Annotated in this window: 23 protein-coding genes; 8 read left to right on the forward strand and 15 right to left on the reverse strand. The window is 42.7% G+C overall.

Annotated elements, in window-relative coordinates; translation table 11 throughout:
• Nucleotides 1–32: 32 nt before the first annotated feature.
• Both NO992_RS11895 and NO992_RS11900 read right to left on the reverse strand, forming a co-directional pair.
• Entirely contained in the window at nt 33–755 is a 723-nt protein-coding gene (locus NO992_RS11895; protein WP_371377378.1) for a glycerophosphodiester phosphodiesterase, read from the reverse strand.
• Nucleotides 752–1615 carry a DMT family transporter gene (locus tag NO992_RS11900; protein ID WP_371377381.1) on the reverse strand — a complete coding sequence of 288 codons (864 nt, stop codon included), beginning with the start codon at nt 1613–1615 and terminating at the stop codon, nt 752–754. The genes NO992_RS11895 and NO992_RS11900 overlap by 4 nt, the downstream gene beginning before the upstream one ends.
• 246 nt (nt 1616–1861) lie before the next feature.
• Between NO992_RS11900 and NO992_RS11905 the strand changes: the two genes are divergently transcribed.
• The 5 genes from NO992_RS11905 (at nt 1862) to rlmB (ending at nt 9066) form a co-directional block, all read left to right on the forward strand.
• Nucleotides 1862–2842, forward strand: coding sequence for a sensor histidine kinase (locus NO992_RS11905; protein ID WP_371377384.1), 981 nt, complete (start codon nt 1862–1864; stop codon nt 2840–2842).
• Complete coding sequence (locus NO992_RS11910; RefSeq protein WP_010605828.1) at nt 2839–3441, forward strand: DNA-binding response regulator; 603 nt, start codon at nt 2839–2841, stop codon at nt 3439–3441. Before NO992_RS11905 ends, NO992_RS11910 begins: the two co-directional genes overlap by 4 nt.
• Nucleotides 3442–3547: 106 nt before the next feature.
• The gene (locus NO992_RS11915; RefSeq protein WP_371377388.1) at nt 3548–5734 is read left to right on the forward strand and encodes an ATP-binding protein; all 2187 of its coding nucleotides are present in this window, start codon (nt 3548–3550) and stop codon (nt 5732–5734) included.
• Between the two features lie 79 nt (nt 5735–5813).
• Complete coding sequence (gene rnr, locus NO992_RS11920; protein WP_130164889.1) at nt 5814–8303, forward strand: ribonuclease R; 2490 nt, start codon at nt 5814–5816, stop codon at nt 8301–8303.
• 22 nt (nt 8304–8325) lie between these two features.
• The gene (gene rlmB, locus NO992_RS11925) at nt 8326–9066 is read left to right on the forward strand and encodes a 23S rRNA (guanosine(2251)-2'-O)-methyltransferase RlmB (protein WP_010368698.1); all 741 of its coding nucleotides are present in this window, start codon (nt 8326–8328) and stop codon (nt 9064–9066) included.
• A 532-nt stretch (nt 9067–9598) separates the two neighbouring features.
• Here rlmB and yjjG read toward each other — a convergent pair.
• The 3 genes from yjjG to NO992_RS11940 form a co-directional block, all read right to left on the reverse strand.
• On the reverse strand, nt 9599–10276 hold the full coding sequence (yjjG, locus tag NO992_RS11930) for a pyrimidine 5'-nucleotidase (RefSeq protein ID WP_371377392.1): 678 nt from the start codon (nt 10274–10276) through the stop codon (nt 9599–9601).
• On the reverse strand, nt 10276–10809 hold the full coding sequence (gene yjjX / locus NO992_RS11935) for an inosine/xanthosine triphosphatase (RefSeq protein ID WP_010605825.1): 534 nt from the start codon (nt 10807–10809) through the stop codon (nt 10276–10278). The genes yjjG and yjjX overlap by 1 nt, the downstream gene beginning before the upstream one ends.
• A gap of 97 nt (nt 10810–10906) precedes the next feature.
• Complete coding sequence (locus tag NO992_RS11940; RefSeq protein WP_371377395.1) at nt 10907–11806, reverse strand: phosphoribulokinase; 900 nt, start codon at nt 11804–11806, stop codon at nt 10907–10909.
• Nucleotides 11807–11941: 135 nt separating this feature from the next.
• Between NO992_RS11940 and NO992_RS11945 the strand changes: the two genes are divergently transcribed.
• The 3 genes from NO992_RS11945 to phnW all read left to right on the forward strand — a co-directional run bounded on the left by NO992_RS11945 (nt 11942) and on the right by phnW (nt 15219).
• Nucleotides 11942–12826 carry a hypothetical protein gene (locus NO992_RS11945; RefSeq protein ID WP_239358844.1) on the forward strand — a complete coding sequence of 295 codons (885 nt, stop codon included), beginning with the start codon at nt 11942–11944 and terminating at the stop codon, nt 12824–12826.
• A 60-nt stretch (nt 12827–12886) separates the two neighbouring features.
• Complete coding sequence (gene galE, locus NO992_RS11950; RefSeq protein WP_237116449.1) at nt 12887–13900, forward strand: UDP-glucose 4-epimerase GalE; 1014 nt, start codon at nt 12887–12889, stop codon at nt 13898–13900.
• A 212-nt stretch (nt 13901–14112) separates the two neighbouring features.
• The gene (gene phnW / locus NO992_RS11955) at nt 14113–15219 is read left to right on the forward strand and encodes a 2-aminoethylphosphonate--pyruvate transaminase (RefSeq protein ID WP_371377398.1); all 1107 of its coding nucleotides are present in this window, start codon (nt 14113–14115) and stop codon (nt 15217–15219) included.
• 407 nt (nt 15220–15626) lie between these two features.
• On the opposite strand, the gene NO992_RS11960 is transcribed toward phnW, so the two are convergent.
• From NO992_RS11960 to NO992_RS12005, 10 genes are all read right to left on the reverse strand, one after another.
• Nucleotides 15627–15890, reverse strand: coding sequence for a hypothetical protein (locus NO992_RS11960; RefSeq protein ID WP_371377402.1), 264 nt, complete (start codon nt 15888–15890; stop codon nt 15627–15629).
• A gap of 7 nt (nt 15891–15897) precedes the next feature.
• Nucleotides 15898–16113 (reverse strand): hypothetical protein, encoded by a 216-nt coding sequence (locus NO992_RS11965; RefSeq protein WP_371377405.1) that lies wholly within the window; start codon nt 16111–16113, stop codon nt 15898–15900.
• Nucleotides 16114–16128: 15 nt separating this feature from the next.
• A complete protein-coding gene (locus NO992_RS11970) occupies nt 16129–16335 on the reverse strand; it encodes a hypothetical protein (RefSeq protein WP_371377408.1) in 207 nt (68 codons plus the stop codon).
• A 42-nt stretch (nt 16336–16377) separates the two neighbouring features.
• Nucleotides 16378–17013 carry a hypothetical protein gene (locus tag NO992_RS11975; protein ID WP_371377411.1) on the reverse strand — a complete coding sequence of 212 codons (636 nt, stop codon included), beginning with the start codon at nt 17011–17013 and terminating at the stop codon, nt 16378–16380.
• A gap of 211 nt (nt 17014–17224) precedes the next feature.
• The gene (locus NO992_RS11980) at nt 17225–17692 is read right to left on the reverse strand and encodes a hypothetical protein (protein ID WP_371377414.1); all 468 of its coding nucleotides are present in this window, start codon (nt 17690–17692) and stop codon (nt 17225–17227) included.
• Nucleotides 17693–17712: 20 nt separating this feature from the next.
• The gene (locus NO992_RS11985) at nt 17713–18723 is read right to left on the reverse strand and encodes a hypothetical protein (protein WP_371377417.1); all 1011 of its coding nucleotides are present in this window, start codon (nt 18721–18723) and stop codon (nt 17713–17715) included.
• Between the two features lie 49 nt (nt 18724–18772).
• Nucleotides 18773–19057, reverse strand: a complete 285-nt coding sequence (locus NO992_RS11990; protein WP_371377420.1) for a hypothetical protein — start codon at nt 19055–19057, stop codon at nt 18773–18775.
• A 55-nt stretch (nt 19058–19112) separates the two neighbouring features.
• Entirely contained in the window at nt 19113–19478 is a 366-nt protein-coding gene (locus NO992_RS11995; protein WP_371377423.1) for a hypothetical protein, read from the reverse strand.
• A 79-nt stretch (nt 19479–19557) separates the two neighbouring features.
• Nucleotides 19558–19746 (reverse strand): hypothetical protein, encoded by a 189-nt coding sequence (locus NO992_RS12000; RefSeq protein ID WP_371377426.1) that lies wholly within the window; start codon nt 19744–19746, stop codon nt 19558–19560.
• A 21-nt stretch (nt 19747–19767) separates the two neighbouring features.
• Nucleotides 19768–20343, reverse strand: coding sequence for a hypothetical protein (locus NO992_RS12005; protein WP_371377429.1), 576 nt, complete (start codon nt 20341–20343; stop codon nt 19768–19770).
• Nucleotides 20344–20555: the final 212 nt, after the last annotated feature.

Genomic DNA, 20555 nt, shown 5'->3' on the forward strand with positions numbered 1-20555 from the left:
AATGGAATAACAATGCTAAAGCGATCAAGCAGTTACTCAATTGGGGTGGCGTAGGCGCCAATGCCCTGTAAATACATTTTGGTTTGGCATGGAAAGTTGGTGAAAACACCATCTACCCCGAAATCTAGCATCATATCTATGTCTTGTTGTTTATCGACCGTATAAGCAAATACCTTTAATCCGCGAGATTTTGCGTCCAACACATATTCATGATTAATAAAGTTTTTGTCCATATGAATACTGTAGGCATGGAGCGATTCGGCAAATTGCGCATAATGAATTGGAATAGAAGCCGTTAACGCGCCAATTCTTACCCAAGGTAATTTTTGCTTTAGCCACAATAGTTGGTGATGGTCAAAAGAGGAGATGAGTAGCTGCTCTCTGGTGATCACGCCTTGCTGGATATGTTCTTCAATATAGGTAACGAATTTATCTAGGCCAAAGGTATGCTTCAGTTCTAAATTGATATTTGTCTGTTTGCCTATCGTGGCGAACACTTGCTGCAACGTGGGAATTGATTGCCCTTTACCGGCATCAAGCGTGGCAAGATAGGCTTGAGTTTGTTCATTAACTCTACCCACGCCGTTGGTGGTTCTGTCTAGCCAAGTGTCGTGGATAATGGCGTAATCATCCGCGCAACTTTGCACATCCAACTCAATACCATCAACGCCAATATGGAGAGCCGCTTCTATTGCAGCAAGTGTATTTTCTGGATAGCTGCCACTGGCTCCACGGTGCGCTAAGACTTGAATCATGCTTTTTTCCTTGTAATAGACCAAGTTTCAAAACAGGCTGCACTAACTACCAACAACCCGCCAAGTAATGTTGTAAGTGTCAACGTCTCGTGTAACAGAATATAAGCTAATAGCGTTCCATACAATGGCTGTAAACAAGAAATTAACCCTGCAGTGGTGGCAGATAAATAACGTAGGCTAGAGGCAAACAAGGCGTGTGGAATTGCCGTAAATATTGCTCCTGCAAGCAAGATTAACCAGAGGTTTTCTGTGGATACTTGCTGAATTGGCACTTCCACAAATGCTAACAGCATGAGGCATGCAACAAGCGTTTGATAAAGCATTGTGTGTGGGCCGCTATAGTGAGAAAAGAAGCGCTTTTGGAGCAAGTTGCGCAGCGCAAAGAGTGCGCCCGAGAATACGCCGGTAATAATCCCCAAGGTAACTTGGTTGCCAAGGTTCGCTTCTGGCACTAACAGATAGATACCAAATAACACCGCGCTCGCACTGATAAAATCTTTTAGCTGTACACGGCTGCGAGTGAAAAGTGGCTCTAAAAAAACGGTGATCACGGGGTAGGTGAAAAAGGCAATGATCCCAACTGCAATTCCCGCCATTTGCATGCCTGCAAAGTAAGTCACCCAATGGAGTCCCACGATGACACCAAGAACTAAAGCAGTTAGGTAATCTTTTGTGTGTATTAATTTTATCGGCTGCCGTTGTATTTTGAGTAAGAGGAGTAGCACAACGAAAGCAACGGCGGTACGGTAAACGGTGATATCCAGTGCTGAGAGTGAAATTAATTTTGAAAATAATGCTGTTCCACCAAATAATAAAACGGCACTATGAAGCGAGAGCAAAGCGGATTGTTGTGGGCGCATATTGAATATTAGAACTGTTTTTTAGCAGTCTATCATTTAATCGCTTTGAGATGACAAGATTGTTGACACTTGTCACTCAACATTATGCGCTTAAACGTAAATAATAATAAAAAGAGTGAATCAGAGAAGCTTGTGTCCATAACCACAGAATTTACCCTAGTTGAGAAACGGCGCTCATTTTGGAATGCCGGACCCCTTATATTTTCAACCTTTTATTTTTTCCCATTGATATTTAATTGGGCGCAATTGAGTGTAGTTAATATTGCGTTGCAAGTTATTGTTTACTTTAGCTTTGTCGTGCTCTATTGGCAGAGTATTACAAAAACGGGCAATGCGTTGGTGATGAATTTAGTGCTGATGGCTGGGCTTTGTGTCGCGGGTAGTTGGGTGACGACTGGGACGAGTTCATTATTTGGCTTTATTGCTTTTTTCTGTGGTTTTAATTTTCTGCCTCGCTATAAAATCATTGCGATGCTAATCATCATTGCGCTGGTATTGCTAACGGCTAAATTTATCGCCACCCAGCAAACGGTTTATTTCTTGATGCCAGCTCTGTGTGTGGCATGTGGACTCTTTATTTTTGGTTGGATGTCACACCGAGAGCGAGTACATCAGGAGTTGCAGAGGCAAAGTGAAGAGGAAATTAAGCGATTAGGCGCAGTGGCTGAGCGGGAGCGTATAGCGCGCGACCTACATGATTTACTTGGTCATTCACTCAGCTCGATAGCATTAAAAGCAGAGCTGGCGAGTAAATTTGCTGCTGCAAATGCATTAGAACAAGCGCAATCAGAAGCGCAGCAGGTTGCAGACTTAGCGAGAGAAGCACTAAGCGAAGTGCGCCAAGCCGTCACCGGCTACCATCAGCTAGCGCTTGATGCTCAGCTGCACATTTTGGCATCGAGGCTAAAAGATAAGGGCATTGCCGTAACGCTAGAATTGCAGGCGGTCACTTTAGATAAAGTAAGCGAAGCCTGTTTGTGCTTTTTTGCTAAAGAAATATGCACCAACATTATTCGTCACAGCGACGCGGATAAGGTTTGCTTCAAACTACGACAAACTGACAATAATGTCTTTGTAGAAATTAAAGATAATGGCTCTATAAAGTCCATAAAAGAAGGAAATGGTTTAATGGGGATCCGTACCAGATTGAAAGAATGTGGTGGCCAATTATTTTATCACACCGAACAGGGCGGATACTTTAAGGCGGTACTAGGGGAAGTAGGATGATCAAAGTTTTTATTGTTGAAGATCAAGCATTAGTAAGAGGGGCTATCGCGGCATTATTGAGCTTAGATAGAGAGATTGAAGTGGTTGGCGAGGCTGAAAATGGTCAAGTTGCAAAGGAAAAGTTAGCAAAGTTAACGCCTGATATCGTGCTAACGGATATTGAAATGCCACAAGTCACTGGTCTTGAACTTGCTCAGCACTTACAACAAAAAATGCCAGACACAAAAGTGGTTATCATGACGACCTTTTCTAAGGCGGGTTATATTCGCCGCGCGATCACTTTAGGGGTAAATGGTTTTGTATTAAAAGAAGCCCCAAGTGAGTACTTGCTATCAACGCTGAAAAAGGTCATGAATGGATATAAGGTTATTGACCCAGAGCTTGCTTTGTACGCTTTGGAAGATGCTGATCCACTTACCGATAAGGAGCGAAAAGCGTTACGTTTAGCGAGTGAAGGGTTAAAAACAGCTGAAATCGCAGGACAGCTATTTTTGAGTGAGGGAACGGTAAGGAATTATTTATCTGACGCTATCGCAAAATTACATGCGACAAACCGAGTAGATGCAGCAAGAATTGCTAAGCAAAAAGGGTGGCTGTAACTCGGTGTAATAGCATATATCCAGTTAATACTTCAAAATCATGCTGTGCGGTAATATACTGCACCATCCGCTAAGTAATAATAATGTATTAATTTTGAGTGCAATAATGGATCCTAAATTACTTATTCAAGTTACCGCAATAACGACTGTGGTCTGTACAGTTTTTATGGCCGTAAACTGGTTTATTAATAAAGGCCTACCAGGCACTCGAGATTGGCTTATTTTCATTGCGCTTACCGCAATTGGATGTGGCTTGTTGGCCGCCTATACGCTTCCCATTACGTTCTCAATTTTTATTCCCAATCTCACTATCGCATTTGGACTTTTTTATCTGGCTCGTGGTGTTGATGCGTTTTTTAGCGTGAAAAGCAATTACATGCCCTGGTATGTATTAGCCGCATTGGGCATTCCGAGTTTTACTTACTTTTTGTACGTGGATTTTAATTTTATAGCTCGCGTCGGGATCAACTACTTAGTCTGGGCAATGGCGATGATTTATTGTCTACGGGCTTTGAATAAAGGACAAAAGTTATTATCGAAGGAATTTAGTGCAGCACATTGGGCGTTTGGTCTATCGTGCTTGAGCTTACTGGCCGTGTTTACTTTTAGAGTAGTCATGCTTGGCGGCTATTCAGTGACAGACAGCCTTGTTTCGGCAAATTGGGTTAATCAGTTTTTTGCTGTCTCTGTGAGCACGATGCCGCTGCTGTTGTGTTTTTCTTTATGCCTGTTATGTAGCAGCCGTCGTGAAAAAGAACTCTGCCTGTTAAAAACTGCTGCTGAGCAGTCAGCGCAAGTAAAAGGACAGTTTTTAACGTTATTAAGTCATGAACTGAGAACACCACTAAACGCCATTGTGGGTCACGCAGAATCACTTAAAAAAGTGCCACGTGAGCCCAATCGCCATGCTCAATTATGCGATGTTATCGTCCACGCCGCGATGTCGATGTCAGACTTAGCCAATCAAGTATTATTGCAAGCGAAAGGGGAATATGCGGCGCAAAATCGCGTGCCTGTCTCGCTTTATAGTCTTTCGCAAGAGTTAGTTCGCCTTTTACAGCCGCTGGCATTGGCTAAAGGGTTGAGTTTGAGAGTAGAGGTTAAAGGCCTGTATCCACAGGACGTTCATGTCGTCGAGCAAGATACATTGTCTTTGGTACTTAGAAATCTGCTTTCGAACGCGATTAAGTACACAGATAAAGGCATTATTACGTTGATCCTTGAAGGCACAAGTCGCGCTGAGGATAAGCAAACTATCCGTTTTGCAATTAAAGATACGGGCAAAGGACTGACTGAATTACAAATGGAAAAGATCTTCGAGCCCTTTGTCACATTAAATACCGAACAATCCATCTCGCAAAGTGCAGGATTTGGGTTGGCGTTATGCAAGCAACTGCTGCAAGGGCTAGACTCTGAGCTTAACGTCGACAGCAAGCTTGGCAATGGCACTGTGTTTAGCTTTGAGTTAGATTGCCAGTGTAGTGATTCACCGTTACAGAGCACGGAGTTTAATACAGAGAAGCTAGCACTCAATGTGCTTGTTGTTGAAGATAACCTCATGAATATTGATGTGATCAGCACCTATTTAAACGATATGGTGAATGAGTTTTCTATTGCTAAGTGCCTTGCAGAAGCGGAAGTCGCGCTATTAGAACACAATTTCGATATTATTCTGTTAGACATGCGACTGCCAGATGGTAATGGTCTTGAGTGGTTTAAAGAGGGCTTCAACGAAATTGGCTTTACCTCCAGTGTTAAGGTTATCGCGTTAACGGGTGATGGCGATCCTGAGTTGAAAAGGCGATGCCTCCGAGCTGGCATGCAGGACTGTTTAACTAAGCCTATCATGCCAAGCCGTTTATATGCGGCACTGGAATGTGCGACCGTAAAAACAACGTCTCGCTTGGAATGTAAGACTCTGATTGATCAATCAAAATTTATGGATCTCGCAAACCGTGAAAGTTCAGGTGTGCTGGCGACGAAATTGATGTATTTAGCCGATCGATTTGAGTACGAAATTGCGCAAATTAAAGGACTCACAGAGTTGAATGTAACTGACTTAGCCGTTGATAAGCTTGCCTACATTGAAAATGAAGCTCTGGAGCTTGGCATGGTGAATTTTGCCGAGCTTGTGCAAGCAGCAACTGCGCAGCTAAGTTACTCGGAAGAGCAAGTTGATTGGGACGCTCTCGCTATGGTTGCTAGACGCTCAGTTGAGCGTTTATTAGAACTTCATGCCCAAATTGCAACACTGGAGTCGGTATCAAATTCAGTGGTTAATCTATCTGCATAAAAAGATTCATCGATCTTGGCCTAGGTCATTAGGCTATTTTGGGTTAAAATAACAGCATAGCTTATTTAACAAGACAGTAATGCCAAAACAGGATCCCTATCTCGATAGAGAACAGCAAAAATACGACAATCCAGTACCTAGTCGCGAATTTATCTTAGAACACATTAAAAGCGCGGCCAAACCACCTTCTTTCTCTCAATTGTGTAACGATTTAAAAGTGCAAGACGAAGAACGTCAAATTGCGCTTAAACGCCGCTTGCGCGCAATGGAGCGAGACGGTCAACTGCACTTTAATAAATTTAAGTGTTACACCATTCCAAGTGATGATGGTCTAGTCAAAGGCCGCGTTGTTGGACACCGTGATGGCTTTGGCTTTTTAGAAGTCGAAGGCGAACCCAAAGATTGGTTTATCACTAAGTATCAAATGGAGCGCGTGCTACATGGCGATTGGGTGTTAGCAAAGGCTGGCAGCCGAGGCTCAGGTGGTAAGGTGGAAGCGCGCATTGTGCGGGTACTTGAAAAAGAGCGTGCGCCAGTCGTCGGTCGTTATTTTGTTGAGTTTGGCATGGCAGTCGTGGTGCCAGAAGACCCTCGTATTACTCAAGATATCATCATCGTACCTGGCCAAGAAAATGGTGCTCGCCATAATCAAATGGTGCAGGTAGAGATCACTCAAAGCCCTAGCAAACAAATGAATGCAATGGGTAAAGTACTTGAGGTGCTCGGCGATCATATGGCACCGGGTATGGAAATTGAGGTGGCACTTCGCAATCATGACATTCCTCATGAGTGGCCAAGTGAAGTAGAAGCACAAGTTGCAAATCTTGGTGAGTTTGTTGAAGAGTCAGCCAAACAAGGCCGTGTCGACCTGCGCGATTTACCGTTAGTGACCATTGATGGTGAAGACGCCCGTGACTTTGATGATGCCGTATATTGTGAGCGTAAAAAGTCAGGTGGTTGGCGTTTATGGGTTGCTATTGCGGATGTGTCTCATTATGTCGGTAAAGGCACTGCGCTTGACAAAGAAGCGATTGAGCGTGGTAACTCAGTGTATTTTCCTGAGCAAGTTGTGCCAATGCTACCTAAGGTGCTATCGAACGGTCTATGTTCATTGAATCCTAAGGTAGACCGTTTATGTATGGTTGCGGAAATGACCGTGTCCGAAGCGGGTCGTTTGTCTGGCTACCGTTTTTACGAAGCCGTGATGAACTCTCACGCTCGTCTTACTTACACCAAAGTCCATGCGATTTTACAAGGTGACGAAAAGCTCAGAGCGGATTATCAGCCTCTTGTGCCTCATCTGACCGAGCTCCATAACATGTATATGACGCTGAAGGCTGCAAGGCAGGAGCGTGGTGCAATTGAGTTTGAAACCCTAGAAACGCGTTTTGTATTTAATGCTCATCGGAAGATTGACTCTATCGTGCCTGTGGTTCGTAACGACGCCCACAAACTCATTGAAGAGTGCATGATCTTGGCGAATGTGTCAGCAGCAAAGCTGTTGGAAAAACACGAAGCCCATAGCTTGTACCGTGTTCATGATGAGCCAGATCCTGAAAGATTGAGCCAATTTAGACAATTCTTGCAAGACTTGGGTATTGAAAGCCAATTACCTAACGATCCGTCGCCAGAGGAGTTGACCCAAGCGCTTGAGTCATTGGGAGATCGCCCTGAAAAAGAATTGATCCAAACTATGTTACTGCGCTCTATGAAGCAAGCGGTATATCAGCCAGAAAATATTGGCCACTTTGGTTTGGCATTAAAAGCCTATGCACACTTTACCTCACCTATTCGCCGTTATCCGGATCTGGTGGTACACCGCGCAATCAAAGGCATTTTACAGCAGCAACAACAACCCGTGAGTGGCGCTTACATCTATAACGAAGATGAAGTAAAACAACTGGGTGAGCAGTGCTCGATGACAGAGCGCCGCGCTGATGACGCCACTCGTGAAGTCGCTGATTGGCTAAAATGTGAATTTATGCAAGATCACGTTGGCGATGAATTTACCGGTGTGATCTCATCGGTCACCAACTTTGGATTATTTGTGAGGTTGGACGACCTGCAGATTGACGGGATGATCCATGTTAGCAATTTAGGGCATGAGTATTTCCACTTTGATGGTGCAAAGCAATGTCTGATTGGTGAGCATAGTCGCACGGTGTTTAGACTCGGCGATAAACTTACTGTTGTGGTTGCTTCAGTTAGCTTGGACGATCGTCGCATCAACTTAGCGTTAGCTGAAGAGGGTCAGCAAGACAGGTATGCAAGACGTCGAAAATCGCCAAAAAGCACAGCAAGTAGTGTTCGTGAGCAGCTAAAAACGGGTAAAATCCCGGGAGCTAAGCGCCGTGACGGTGAAACGTCTGGTCGCGATAAAGATAATAAAGGCGATGACAAAGCCAAAAAGCGCAAAAGAACGACCCCTAAGGGTGAGCTCAAACAGGCGAAAAAGGCAGGCACGCTGAAGTCGAAGAAAAAATCGACGAGTAAAAAAGCCAAAGCGGCAAAGGGCAAAGCAAAACGCCCAGGTAAAAACGAAAGAAATCGTAGCAAAAAAGCGCAATAGATTATAAAGCGGGAGCTTTAACGTGAGTAACGAATTAATTTTTGGCTTTCATTCAATCGAAGCCATTTTGAATAACGCGCCGGAGCGTTTTTTAGAAATTTATGCACTTAAGGGACGTGAAGATCAGCGTTTAAATCAAGTCGTAAACGATGCCCGTAAGTTTGGTATTTCAGTGCAGTTTATGCAGCGAAAAGCGCTTGATAACAAAGCGAATGGTGAGCAACATCAGGGCATTATTGCCAATGTTAAAGCGGCGCGCGCATACAATGAAAAAGATCTTGATGAGATCATTCAAAGAGAAACCACGCCGTTTTTCTTGGTACTTGATGGGGTAACGGATCCTCATAACTTAGGTGCATGTCTGCGTAGTGCTGATGCAGCAGGTGTACATGGTGTGATCGTACCAAAGGATAAGTCTGCAAAGCTAAACGGCACTGCAAGAAAAGTAGCGTGTGGCGCTGCAGAAACGGTTCCGCTTATCCAAGTAACCAATCTTGCTCGTACGTTGCGTGATATTAAAGAAGCCGGTGTGTGGGTTGTGGGTACTGCAGGTGAAACCGATACAGCTGTTTTTGATGCAAACCTGACTGGGCCTATGGCCATTGTAATGGGCGCTGAAGGTGATGGCATGCGCCGCTTAACTCGAGAGCATTGCGATGAACTGGTTAAGATCCCGATGGTAGGTAGCGTGTCTAGTTTAAATGTATCGGTTGCGACCGGTGTGTGTTTATTTGAAGTGTTAAGACAGCGCTCAGCACTTTAATCACTTAATAAGCGCTGGCTTTTGCGGCGCATCTTTAACGGCTTAAAGAGCTTAAAGAGCTTTAAGAGCTCGCAAGGTAAACTTGCTCCTGCTCAGGTCTACCTTTGGTAGGAGCCGATTTATTCGGCGAGCTTTTAAAACCCGCAAAGTCAGCATGCCCCACACAGCGCTACCTTTGGTAGGAGCCGATTTACTCGGCGAGCTTTCAAAACCCGCAAGGTAAACTTGCCCCACACAGCGCTACCTTTGGTAGGAGCCGATTTACTCGGCGAGCTTTCAAAACCCGCAAAGTCAGCATGCCACACAGGTTTATCTTTGGTAGGAGCCGATTTATTCGGCGAGCTTTTAAAATCCGCAAAGTCAGCATGCCCTACACAGGTTTATCTTTGGTAGGAGCCGATTTATTCGGCGAGCTTTTAAAACCCGCAAGGTAAACTTGCTCCTACACGATTCTGTCTGTGGCAGGAGCCGATTTATTCGGCGAGCTTTTAAAACCTGACAGGTCAGCTTGCTCTCACACAATTGTACGGTATTACCCCATTAAAATCCCTTGCAACTCTTTAAGAGACTCTACGGTATAGGTTGGCTTGATATGGTCGGGGCAGACTTTGCCATCATGCTTTAACCAACAGCTATCAATCCCAAAGCGGTTTGCGCCTAAAATGTCACTCGCTGGTGTGTCGCCAACCATTAATACTTTGGATTTGTCGGGGTTCCCCAACAGCGCTAACGTATGCGCAAAAATACTCGGATCTGGCTTGGCTTTACCTACCAACTCAGAGATCACCACTTCAGAAAAACGATCCACAAGGCCGGTATGTTCCAATCTTTTTTGCTGAAGCGCGGCAAATCCGTTGGTAATAATAGCCAAAGTACATTGGCCTTTCAGGCTGTCGAGCAGGGCTTTAGCTCCCGGTAACGGTTGGCAAATTTCAGCCATCGCTGCCAAGAATCCCGCGTTGAGTGTTTCTGGCGCGATATCGAGTTTTTCAGCCCAGCGGCTAAAGCGCGTTACCTGAAGTGTTTTTGCGTCAATCTCACCATTTTGATACTGCACCCAAAGTGGCGCATTTAAGCTGTTGTATTCTTCGTAGTCCTCGTCAGTGAACACAACGTCATATTGAGTAAACAGCGTTTGCAATCCAAGTTTGGCATTAAAGCTAAATAAGGTTTCGTCAGCATCAAATAAAATATGTGTGTAGTTCGGCATTATAAATACATCTCTGGGTGATTAAAGGGCGCCATTGCGAGCAATAAGGCTTGCGTGTAGCTACTTTCTCTGGTGGCAAGGTGGTTGGTTAGTAAACCGATAGCACCGCCTTGTTGCTTGATATTAGTGGTATTGAACAGGTCATCCATTACATGTCCTAGCTCTTCACCTTGTTCAAGACGCGCGTAGACCGATGCCGGTAGCGGCAAATTACAACTACGGCCGACACTCGTACGACGGTTATCCGCAATGACGACATAAGCAAAAGTAGCTGCACCGTATTCAAATTTGGCAGCGCCTCCTTCCATGGCACAATAAAAATCGGCTTGATGATGTTGCTGTAAGTAAGTAACACGATTCTCTGCGCCTTCGCGGGTGGCTTGTTCACCTAAAGGCTGATCCGCAACGAGGCTCGGCGCTGAGATACCCTGACAGTCAATTTTTGCATTGGGAAAGTACTGCGCAAAGATGGTTTTTGCAGCATTGATTTTTACTGGGTTTTTAGACCCCACTAAAATGGTAAGCACGTCCATATAACAACTACTCGTGATGCCCTAAAAGGCGTCAGTGTAAAGTGTGATATGGAGCGATGCAAGGAAGCTATTATTCCTTATCAAAACATAAGCTGGGTTAAATCGGTAAATCGACTGGCGCCATATTCTCAAGGGCACGTTTCTTTACTAATAATTCTTTGATAAGTGGAGTCAGTACTAACTCCATTGCCAATCCCATTTTTCCACCCGGCACAACTAACGTGTTTACGCGAGACATAAAGCTGCCTTCGATCATTTGTAAATAGTAAGGAAAGTTAACATCTTCGATGCCACGAAAGCGAATAACCACAAAACTTTCGTCTAATGATGGTATGTCTTTAGCACTGAATGGGTTAGATGTATCCACGGTGGGTACGCGCTGAAAGTTAATATGCGTGCGAGAAAACTGCGGGGTGATGTGATTAATATAGTCATCCATTGAGCGCACAATGGACGTCATTACCGCTTCTTTGGAGTGGCCGCGTTCATTGGTGTCGCGAATGAGCTTTTGGATCCACTCAAGGTTGATGATAGGCACCATGCCAATCAATAAATCAACGTTGCTGGCCACATCATATTCTGGGGTCACGACACCGCCGTGCAGCCCCTCATAAAACAGCATATCGGTGTTTTGTTCAAGTTCTTGATAAGAAGTAAAAGTGCCCGGTAGCTGATTGAATGGCACGGCATCGTCAAACGTATGAAGGTAGCGACGGACTTTGCCATTGCCGGTTTCGCCATAGCTTTTGAACAGACTTTCTAATGCGCCGAAGTCATTGGCTTCTTCACCAAAGTAGCTAATGTGCTTACCTTCTTGCAGCGCTTCGCGACGCAATTTATCCATTTCTGGGCGAGTGTAGCGATGAAAGCTATCGCCTTCGACATAGGCGGCTTTGGTATTAAGACTGCGGAATATGTGTTTTATCGCGCTTGTCGTTGTTGTAGTGCCTGCGCCTGAACTACCAGTAATGGCGATAATAGGGTGTTTGTCTGACATAAATCTGCCTTAGCTTTCATCATCCGTTAATTCGATGTTACGCGAAGCAAAGTTTTTGGCAAGCTTTGCTTGAGGGCGAGTGTTGGGTATCATAGCGGGGTGATATAACTACAATGAAAAATCAAAGGAACGTCCATGCCCATTTCAATGCGTGTGAAGCTCGCAGTTTGTTTATTCGCTTTCGCGTCCTGTTTACCAGCTTATTCAGCCATGCCCAAAAGCCAAATTTGGCTAGCTGAATTAGGTGAACATTTCAGTGCTAAACCAATTACCGAAAACACCGCATATTTTAATCAACCACTAGTGACTGATTCTGGGGTTTACTATACCGCGGAAGTCAGCGCTGATGGCAATAGCCAAACGGATCTGTTTTTTTACGACTTTCAAAGCCAAAACACAACCAACCTCACGCAATCCCCTGTCTCAGAGTATTCGCCCACACTACATCCTAATGGGGAAGGGTTAACGACGATTGTGGTTGAGGGATCCGGTAAGCAAAAATTGTGGTTTTATCCGTTTGATCAGGCTACAAAACCGAGTCGTGTTTTTGAGCATATTGAACCTGTGGGGTATCATGCTTGGGGGAGCAACCAAGATCTGATTATGTTTATTTTAGGTGCGACTGAGAGTGCTCCGCATACCTTACAGTACACAGATATTAACGGTCATTTACCACAAATTCTTGCCGAAGATATTGGTCGAACTTTGTCTTACAACCGTGCGCGTGACGTATTTGCTTTTACTTATCAAGTCAATGGTTTGATGTGGTTCGCAACCTACCATAGAGAGAGCGATCATATTCAGCGATTTTTTGCTCTTCCCAGTCAGGTGCAAGATTATACCTGGTTGGATGATAACAAAGTGGCGTACTCATTGGATAACAAGATTTATTACCGAGATTTAAACGCGCCTAAAAAAGTCCACTTATTAAGAAACTTAAGAAGTTACTGTCAGACTTCAATTTCTCGCTTGAGCTTTTTTGATAACAAGCTGGCATTTGTATGCCACAGTGAAGACTGATAGCGATACATTAAATTGCATGTTAAACGCAATGCACAGACAACAACCATAGGAATAGATATGACGATTCTCGTAACAGGTGGCGCAGGCTATATTGGCTCTCACACTGTATTAGAGCTGCTACAGCAAGGCAAAAAGGTAGTGGTCGTAGATAATCTAAGCAATTCTCAGCAGACTTCATTACATAGAGTCGCTGAGATAGTAGGAAAGGAAGCGATATTCCATCAAGGTGATATTCTTGATAAGGCATTTCTTGATAGTGTATTCGCGCAATATGATATTGAAGAAGTCATCCACTTTGCAGGTTTAAAAGCCGTAGGAGAGTCGGTTCAAAAGCCAATCGAGTATTATCAAAACAACGTCCAAGGCACGTTGACGTTGCTTGATGCAATGCGTGACGCCAATGTATTTAAGCTTGTTTTTAGCTCGTCAGCGACGGTATATGGAGATCCTGCCAGCCTTCCTATTCGTGAAGATTTCCCTGTAGGTGGCACAACTAATCCTTATGGTACGTCAAAACTGATGGTTGAAATGGTATTACAGGATGTCGCTAAATCAGACCCGCGTTGGGCCTTTGCTATTTTGCGTTACTTTAACCCAGTTGGCGCACACGAGTCGGGGTTAATTGGTGAAGATCCAAATGGTATTCCCAATAACTTACTGCCCTACATCTCACAGGTTGCTGTTGGTAAACTGGCGAGTTTAGGCGTCTTTGGTAACGACTATGACACCAAAGATGGTACGGGCGTGAGAGATTACATTCACGTGGTTGACCTTGCTATTGGCCATTTAAAAGCACTTGAGAAAATCGCGGTAGCAGCAGGCACACATATCTATAACTTAGGCACCGGCAATGGCTACTCGGTACTAGAGATGGTTACCGCGTTTGAAAAAGCAGCGGGCAAAGCTATACCGTATGACATTAAACCGCGTCGCGATGGCGACATTGCCGCCTGTTATGCTGCGCCTGAAAAAGCCAAATCTGAATTAGGCTGGCATGCAGAGCGTGGATTGGATGCCATGATGCAAGATACATGGCGCTGGCAAAGTAATAATCCAAATGGGTATAAATAACCTAAATTCTTATCCTGAGTTCAGGTTAAATAACCTAAACTCGGGATAGCAACCAGAGCCTCTGTTGGCTCTCTTCGCCTTTGCCATTTAGGGTAAAGGCAAGGTTTCATTGAGCATCATTACGACATCAATCTTAGTTTCATAAAACTGTCATGCCGTTGTCACCTAAACTCGGTTAAATAATCTGGTATAGACCAGTTTAGAGGCAAGTTATGAACAACGATTATTTACTCCTGACGCCAGGCCCACTCAGTACCTCTCACAGCGTGAAAGAAGCCATGTTGAAAGACTGGTGCACCTGGGATGATGAATATAACCAAGGTGTGGTGCAAGTTATTCGCAAGCAGCTTTGTGAAATTGCGGTTGCAGATCCACAGTATCGCAGCGACTACAGTGCAACCTTAATGCAAGGCAGTGGTACAGCAAGTGTAGAAGCGGCTATTGGGACTTTTATTTCTAAGTCTGGCACTTTACTGGTTATCAATAACGGTGCTTATGGTGCGCGTATTATTGAGATAGCCAATTATCTAAATATAAATGTGATAGCGCTCAACTTTGTTGAAACCGAATTGCCGCAACTAGAGCAGATCTCACAAGCGCTTGAGCAACACCCTGAGATCACCCACGTAGCAATGGTGCACTGCGAAACCACAACGGGGATGTTGAACCCGGCTAAACGCGTAGCGGAGCTTGCGAAACATCACAATAAAGTAATGATCCTTGATGCCATGAGCAGTTTTGGCGGCATTGAGATGGATATGCACGAGTGGCAAATTGATATCCTCATTAGCTCAGCAAATAAGTGTATTCAAGGTGTTCCAGGTTTTGGCTTTGTGATCGCAAAAACGGCGCTGCTGGTTGCCTCTGAAGGACAAGCACGTTCACTCTCGCTGGATCTTCACGCCCAGTGGAAAACCATGGAAAATCATCATGGTAAATGGCGTTTTACCTCGCCAACGCATGTTGTCAGAGCATTTGCCAAGGCACTGGAAGAATTGGCGCAAGAGGGGGGCGCTTCTGCGCGATTTAAGCGTTACAGCGAAAATCAAAAACAGCTCGTTAGCGGCATGAAAGCCCTTGGTTTTGAAGCCTTGTTACCAGAAGCCATGCACTCACCTATTATCACTTCTTTTTATTCACCAAGTGACGAAAGCTATGAGTTTAAGCGCTTTTATGAAGCATTGAAGCAAAAAGGATATGTGATTTACCCTGGTAAAGTATCAAACGCAGATTGCTTTAGGATCGGTAATATTGGCGAAGTGTATGCCGCAGATATTAGCGGACTACTAGAAGCTATCACACAAGCAAAATACTGGTAAACCGTTAGGGCAGGAGCCGCTTTACGCTGCGATGGGTTAAGGGGGTTACACCCCTTTAGCTAAATAAATGAGTAGGGAATCTTCAATCGCGAAAGCAAAATACTGGTAAACCGTTAGGGTAGGAGGCGCTTTACGCGGCGATGGGTTAAGTGGGTTACACCCCTTTAGCTAAATAAATGAGTAGCGAATCTTCAATTGTGTTAACGATGACCTAATCTGAGCTATCACCTTCCCATAAAATGAGATATGCATAACCGGCGTATTCTGCACTCATTAAAGCTGGAGGCTAACTAGGAAAATCACGTTTTTACCAAATCACAGGTCATCGCTGTGCTAACAGAAGTTGGAAAGTCTCTGGTGTACGTAGTAAGCACTGCGTAAGCAATGGTACGTATTCCAATATAGCCTCACGGCTGGTCTAGTTGACAGCGTGTCAGTTCCATTCTTTCGTTTAGCTCATACTTTTGGTTTTCATCTCCTAGTTTGAACTGTGAAAAAATGATGCTATTTTTTTGTTCGAAATCTGTGGTAATTTCACCCACCCCAACTCCGATTAAGATAGTTAGTGTTTTATAATGACTGGGATGTTGAAAATAGTATTCCCCAGACTGATCATTTGAAGCTCTAAACTTCAACCCATTATTGTTTAAAATCTCGATTAAGTTCTTCATATGTTTCCTATTCGTAATCGGCGTGGTCTTCACACACGTTTTCGCCATCAAATCCGGCAAAGGTACCGCAGATATCACAGTACGAAGCTTTAACCAGCTCTTGTTGTATTACACCGAGTTGTTTTGGCGATATTTTCCTACTCTTATCTAAATAAAGTTTTGCTAACTCTGAAGCTAGACCTTTATCAGCTAGCGATAATTCGTAAACCAAGCCGTCATCCATAGTATGTTTCTCCAATTAGCTTTGAAGGTGTGAAATTTCTGGGCAAAGGTTTACCCAGTATGAAAATGGTTGCTGAGCATAAGGATCATAACTCGACTTATCTTCATTCATTGCCGAGTGGTGCATTGCAAGCCAAGATAGCGCTTCTTTAGCATTTTCACACCGAAAATGGCTTACATAAGTATTTATTTCAAAAAAATTAAACTGATGATCAGCTTTCATTCTAATACTCCTTTCCGCCTTTATTCCAACAATCTGGATATTTTAAATAGCTAGATTTTCTTTTACAGAGGTTCGCCAAACTTTATATGAGTCATTTACCGCTTTTGACGTTTCCATCATTTCACGTACCAACAAACCATATTGAGGCCCATCCTCCCATGAGCCTGCTCTATCACAATTCAATTGCGGAGCTAAACACATTTTAAAATTTATCTTTTCTTGCCCATATGGATACTCGTCAAATTTTTCATTAATGAAACCAAGAAGACCGTCCAATGATGTTACAAGCGACTGCGTTTTTAGTTTTAAATCTTGAGTCAAGAACTGATTTCCAGACTCTGAAGCATATACCACAAACTCCCTAAGCTTTGTAAAATCCTCCCAAAAAATAGCATCACTTGTATGCATAAAATCAAATACTGTTTTGATGTAGGGTTCGCCCATCATCTCATCTAACGATCTAAACACTTCCGTATCATGCTCTTCTCTTTTTACATTTCCTGCCTTTTCTACACGAGCCAAAACAAACTCATAAAGGCCTGTGTTAATAAGATGATAAACTAAACCCGTTACGACAAGAGCGAATCCCCACAAAGTATCAGAGCCATCTGTGATTGAAAATTCAATTGAGGTTTCTAAAAAGTGGCCAATGAGCGTTAACCATAAAGGCTTAGACATTAAGCCTAAACCACTAATGACAATTGACCACGTTAGGCTGTTATAAAACTTTGGGCGTATCAATTCTATGACTTTTCGGGCTCTCTCAACCCAGATTTCGAACCTGTCTTCCACTTAAATAACCGTCCTTACTCCAAACTTAAATTAAAACCTGAACAACAATACCAGGCATTGACTTTGGGCTTTATTCCAATATGTTAACTCGTCAAGTTTACGGCGCTTCTTCGTCAAGCAGGTCAAAATCATAAGATATCTGAATAAACAGATCGGATAAAGTATAGTCACCTGGTTCATGTTTCCATTTGGGATCACTTAACGAGTCAATACCTTGCGTTAAGCCATCAGTCATATCGCTAAACGCATTTTTGGCCTTTATGTAGATATCTTTTAACTCATGCGAACTTGGCTCGTAACGCAGGTTATGGGCAAGCTTATTTCTCATTTTGTTGATTGCCTTTAGAACGGATAACTGATCTTGAGTAATAATCTCCATTTTGAAGCACAATTCAATCAAATTAGAAAACATCATATTTTCAGAGAAATCACCTACACCACTATGTACCTTTGCCACTTGTTTTTTCAATAAAGACTCTATGACTAAGTGGCCCGTTAAATACGCCGTTAGAAAATCAGAGTTTTGACATTTATCATAAAGAAAATCAGCTAAGCTATGTTCCATATTCACCACGTTACTTCAGTCTAATCACGAACATCTACAGCAATACTATTTACTTGATATGGCCAGAATAGCCCACCAAAAAGATCATATGTGCTCGCAAGTATTTCATTGCGCTGCTCTATAGAAATCAATCCTAACTGATTTAAAAAATCATACATGAATACTAGACTAGTCACATGATTAAATTGAGTTTTTTGGTCTGTAATAGACTTGTCTTTTATCAGCTTTGTGAATCCAAATTTTGCAATTGTATTGTAAATATCAACTAAAGCTTTAATTTCATACTTGAAATCGGACACTTCATCAGGCTGCAGTGGGTATTCTCTAACATATGACTTAACTTGACTTAAGTAGCACTCAAAAGAGCCATATGATATGCACTCCCAGCTCTTAACTTCTGCTGGCCATTTGGGGTCATGGGAGACAACGCCTTTCTTAGGTGAGTTATCTGAAAAAAGAGTTTTATATAATTGGCGACTGTCTAAACTTAATCTAGGCGGCTCTCCATGCAGCCTCTCTAATCTATCAGTAATATGATCAAGCTCGGTTTCAAATATTTTTACATGTTCGAAATAGAGCTTAAAGTTTTCTCTATCTTGATTTGTGTTGTTCTGGGTTGTTGCTAAATCGAACTGTCTATTTGCTAAATCAAACTGGTCGTTCGAAAGCTCGAACTGCAACTCAGTCATTATTATTTGTTTACTTGCCCTTAGTTGCTGCAAGTCTAGCTGCTTAGCTCTGTGATTGAAGCCTAGCATACCAGTTATAGCAACAAGGATACCAAATGAACCTATCGCCACAGAGAAAGTATCTTTAACTTCTGCCCAAAGTTTAGGGTCGCTAGTATCAATTAATAAATAATTATAAGTCGCACAAATTTGCCACATCAACAGCAGGATTGGTGTGCCGACTGTAAAGAAAAAGCTACAATCATATCTTTTTTTTGCTTTTCTTACTTCGTCATCTTTTGTTTTAATTGAACTTGTAACTTCTTCAAGTTCAACCTTTAGACTACTTTTTAAATCTGTCACCGTTACCTCGATTTCAACGCTCTAACCCCAATAACACGTTGTTTGTCATTTAATATCCCGTCACTTTAATTCTTGAGTACACGTTATTAATAGCTTCTGATAATTGCAGCAAATTACCGTTGTATTTGTCTGTTACTACTTGTCTCGATGCGTAACCGAATAGGTCGGTAGCAACACCGTGATCAACATTTTTGGCTAAGTGGATTATTAGCGAGTCCTCAAAGGTTTTCGCTGTAGCCCAATCTAAACCTGCCTTTTTAAGCAATGTATTTACTTTGGTTCTTAGGTTGGTCGGCTGCTTGTTAATGCCGTTTTTAACGGCTTGTTCGCTCATTGCGAACTCATTAAGCCGATCATTTAATAGCGCTGGCGCATATTCCAATTTCAGACTAAGGTAAGTTTAATTCGTACTCATCTTCTTCAAACCTTTTAATATAACCATTTGCAAGCCCCAAAATATTGAACAATTCCAAATGCTCACTACCTAAAACATCTTTTAGCTGGTTAATACTAAACTTCTCGCTAAATTCAACATCTTTGATTGAAGCCTTCCATGCGCTTCTAAATTTAGAATCTAAATCTGAGTCTGAGGATTTTGCAAACAACCGATGGTAAGTTTTACCCTTAATCATAAAATTATGAGGGTTTTTATATTTAGTCTCATCTTCACCAGATTTACATCTGATGCACGAACACTCGCCAACTTCAAATGCACTTTCTAGCATTGCAACTAAGTCTGTTACTGGCTTTGACATATTTTCTCCAACTTTTATTCAAATTAGTTTTTGTGAGTAGCGCTTAATGAAACGCCACTGGCAAAAGTTATTATTCCAACTAAACTTTATTGAGTTTTTTCAGCCGCTTTATTTCGCCTTCTAGTTCAGCGATTTTTGACACTACATCGCTCTCATAAAAGACGCCGCTTTCGTTTGGCACAAAGTAGTCAGCATCAGCATTATCACGTTTTCTATTCAGCCAATCTTGAGACGGCTTTGATAATTTGATTTTGCTTTCAATCGCCACAATGAGCCTCGAATTCCAATATTATTCATCAGGCATTACAGTTATAGACATGGATTTGTCTTCTTTAAGCGCCACGATTAAATCTGTACCTTTAAAGTCATCATTATCGTAATGTTCCAGGAACTCTTCATGAAGAGTTTCGAGAGCTTCTTGAAATCTACCAACGTCCCCTCTTACATTCATCGAGTAATCCTGTTCGGTGGCTGAAATTCTTCGGAAATCTTCCATACTAAGACCATTCAATTTATCTTGTTCGACAACCGTTTCCTCAAAATCACTCTTATTGTGTGTAATTCTGTTCCTGATTGATATTAGCTCTACCAAAGTTTTGTAAACTTTGTGTTTACGGTTAATATCAAACTCGAACTTTGTTAGAAGTGGAATGATTGTGTTTAATTTCCCTCTAAGTGTCATAGCCATAAATGCATTGTTTAGCATATATTTTGATGAATCTCGGTATCGTTGCGAAAAGTGGTAAAACAAATGATCATTTAAAGAACACTCTAGGGCTGAAGCGCACGTTAGTATAAAAGGGATTGTGTGTATGGAGTCTTCCTTAGCATCCATAAACCACTTTTGCTCACCTCTATAATCCATTAGTATTCTTAGGTATGTATCATAGTGCTTATCATACCTTCTAATTATCAATTTTCCTTTCATTCCACTTTTATTCCAACGTTAATTTAATGATAGAGCAGCAAGCTCTTTGTCTACATGGCTAGATATGGTAATGCCCGAATTCAGATAATAAGTGCACCACTCATGGTTAATCGGTGAGGAGAGATCAACTGCCTGTTGGTGGTACTCTG

Origin of the sequence: Pseudoalteromonas sp. DY56-GL79 (assembly GCF_041414765.1) — a bacterium.
Taxonomy (GTDB): Bacteria; Pseudomonadota; Gammaproteobacteria; order Enterobacterales; family Alteromonadaceae; genus Pseudoalteromonas; species Pseudoalteromonas piscicida.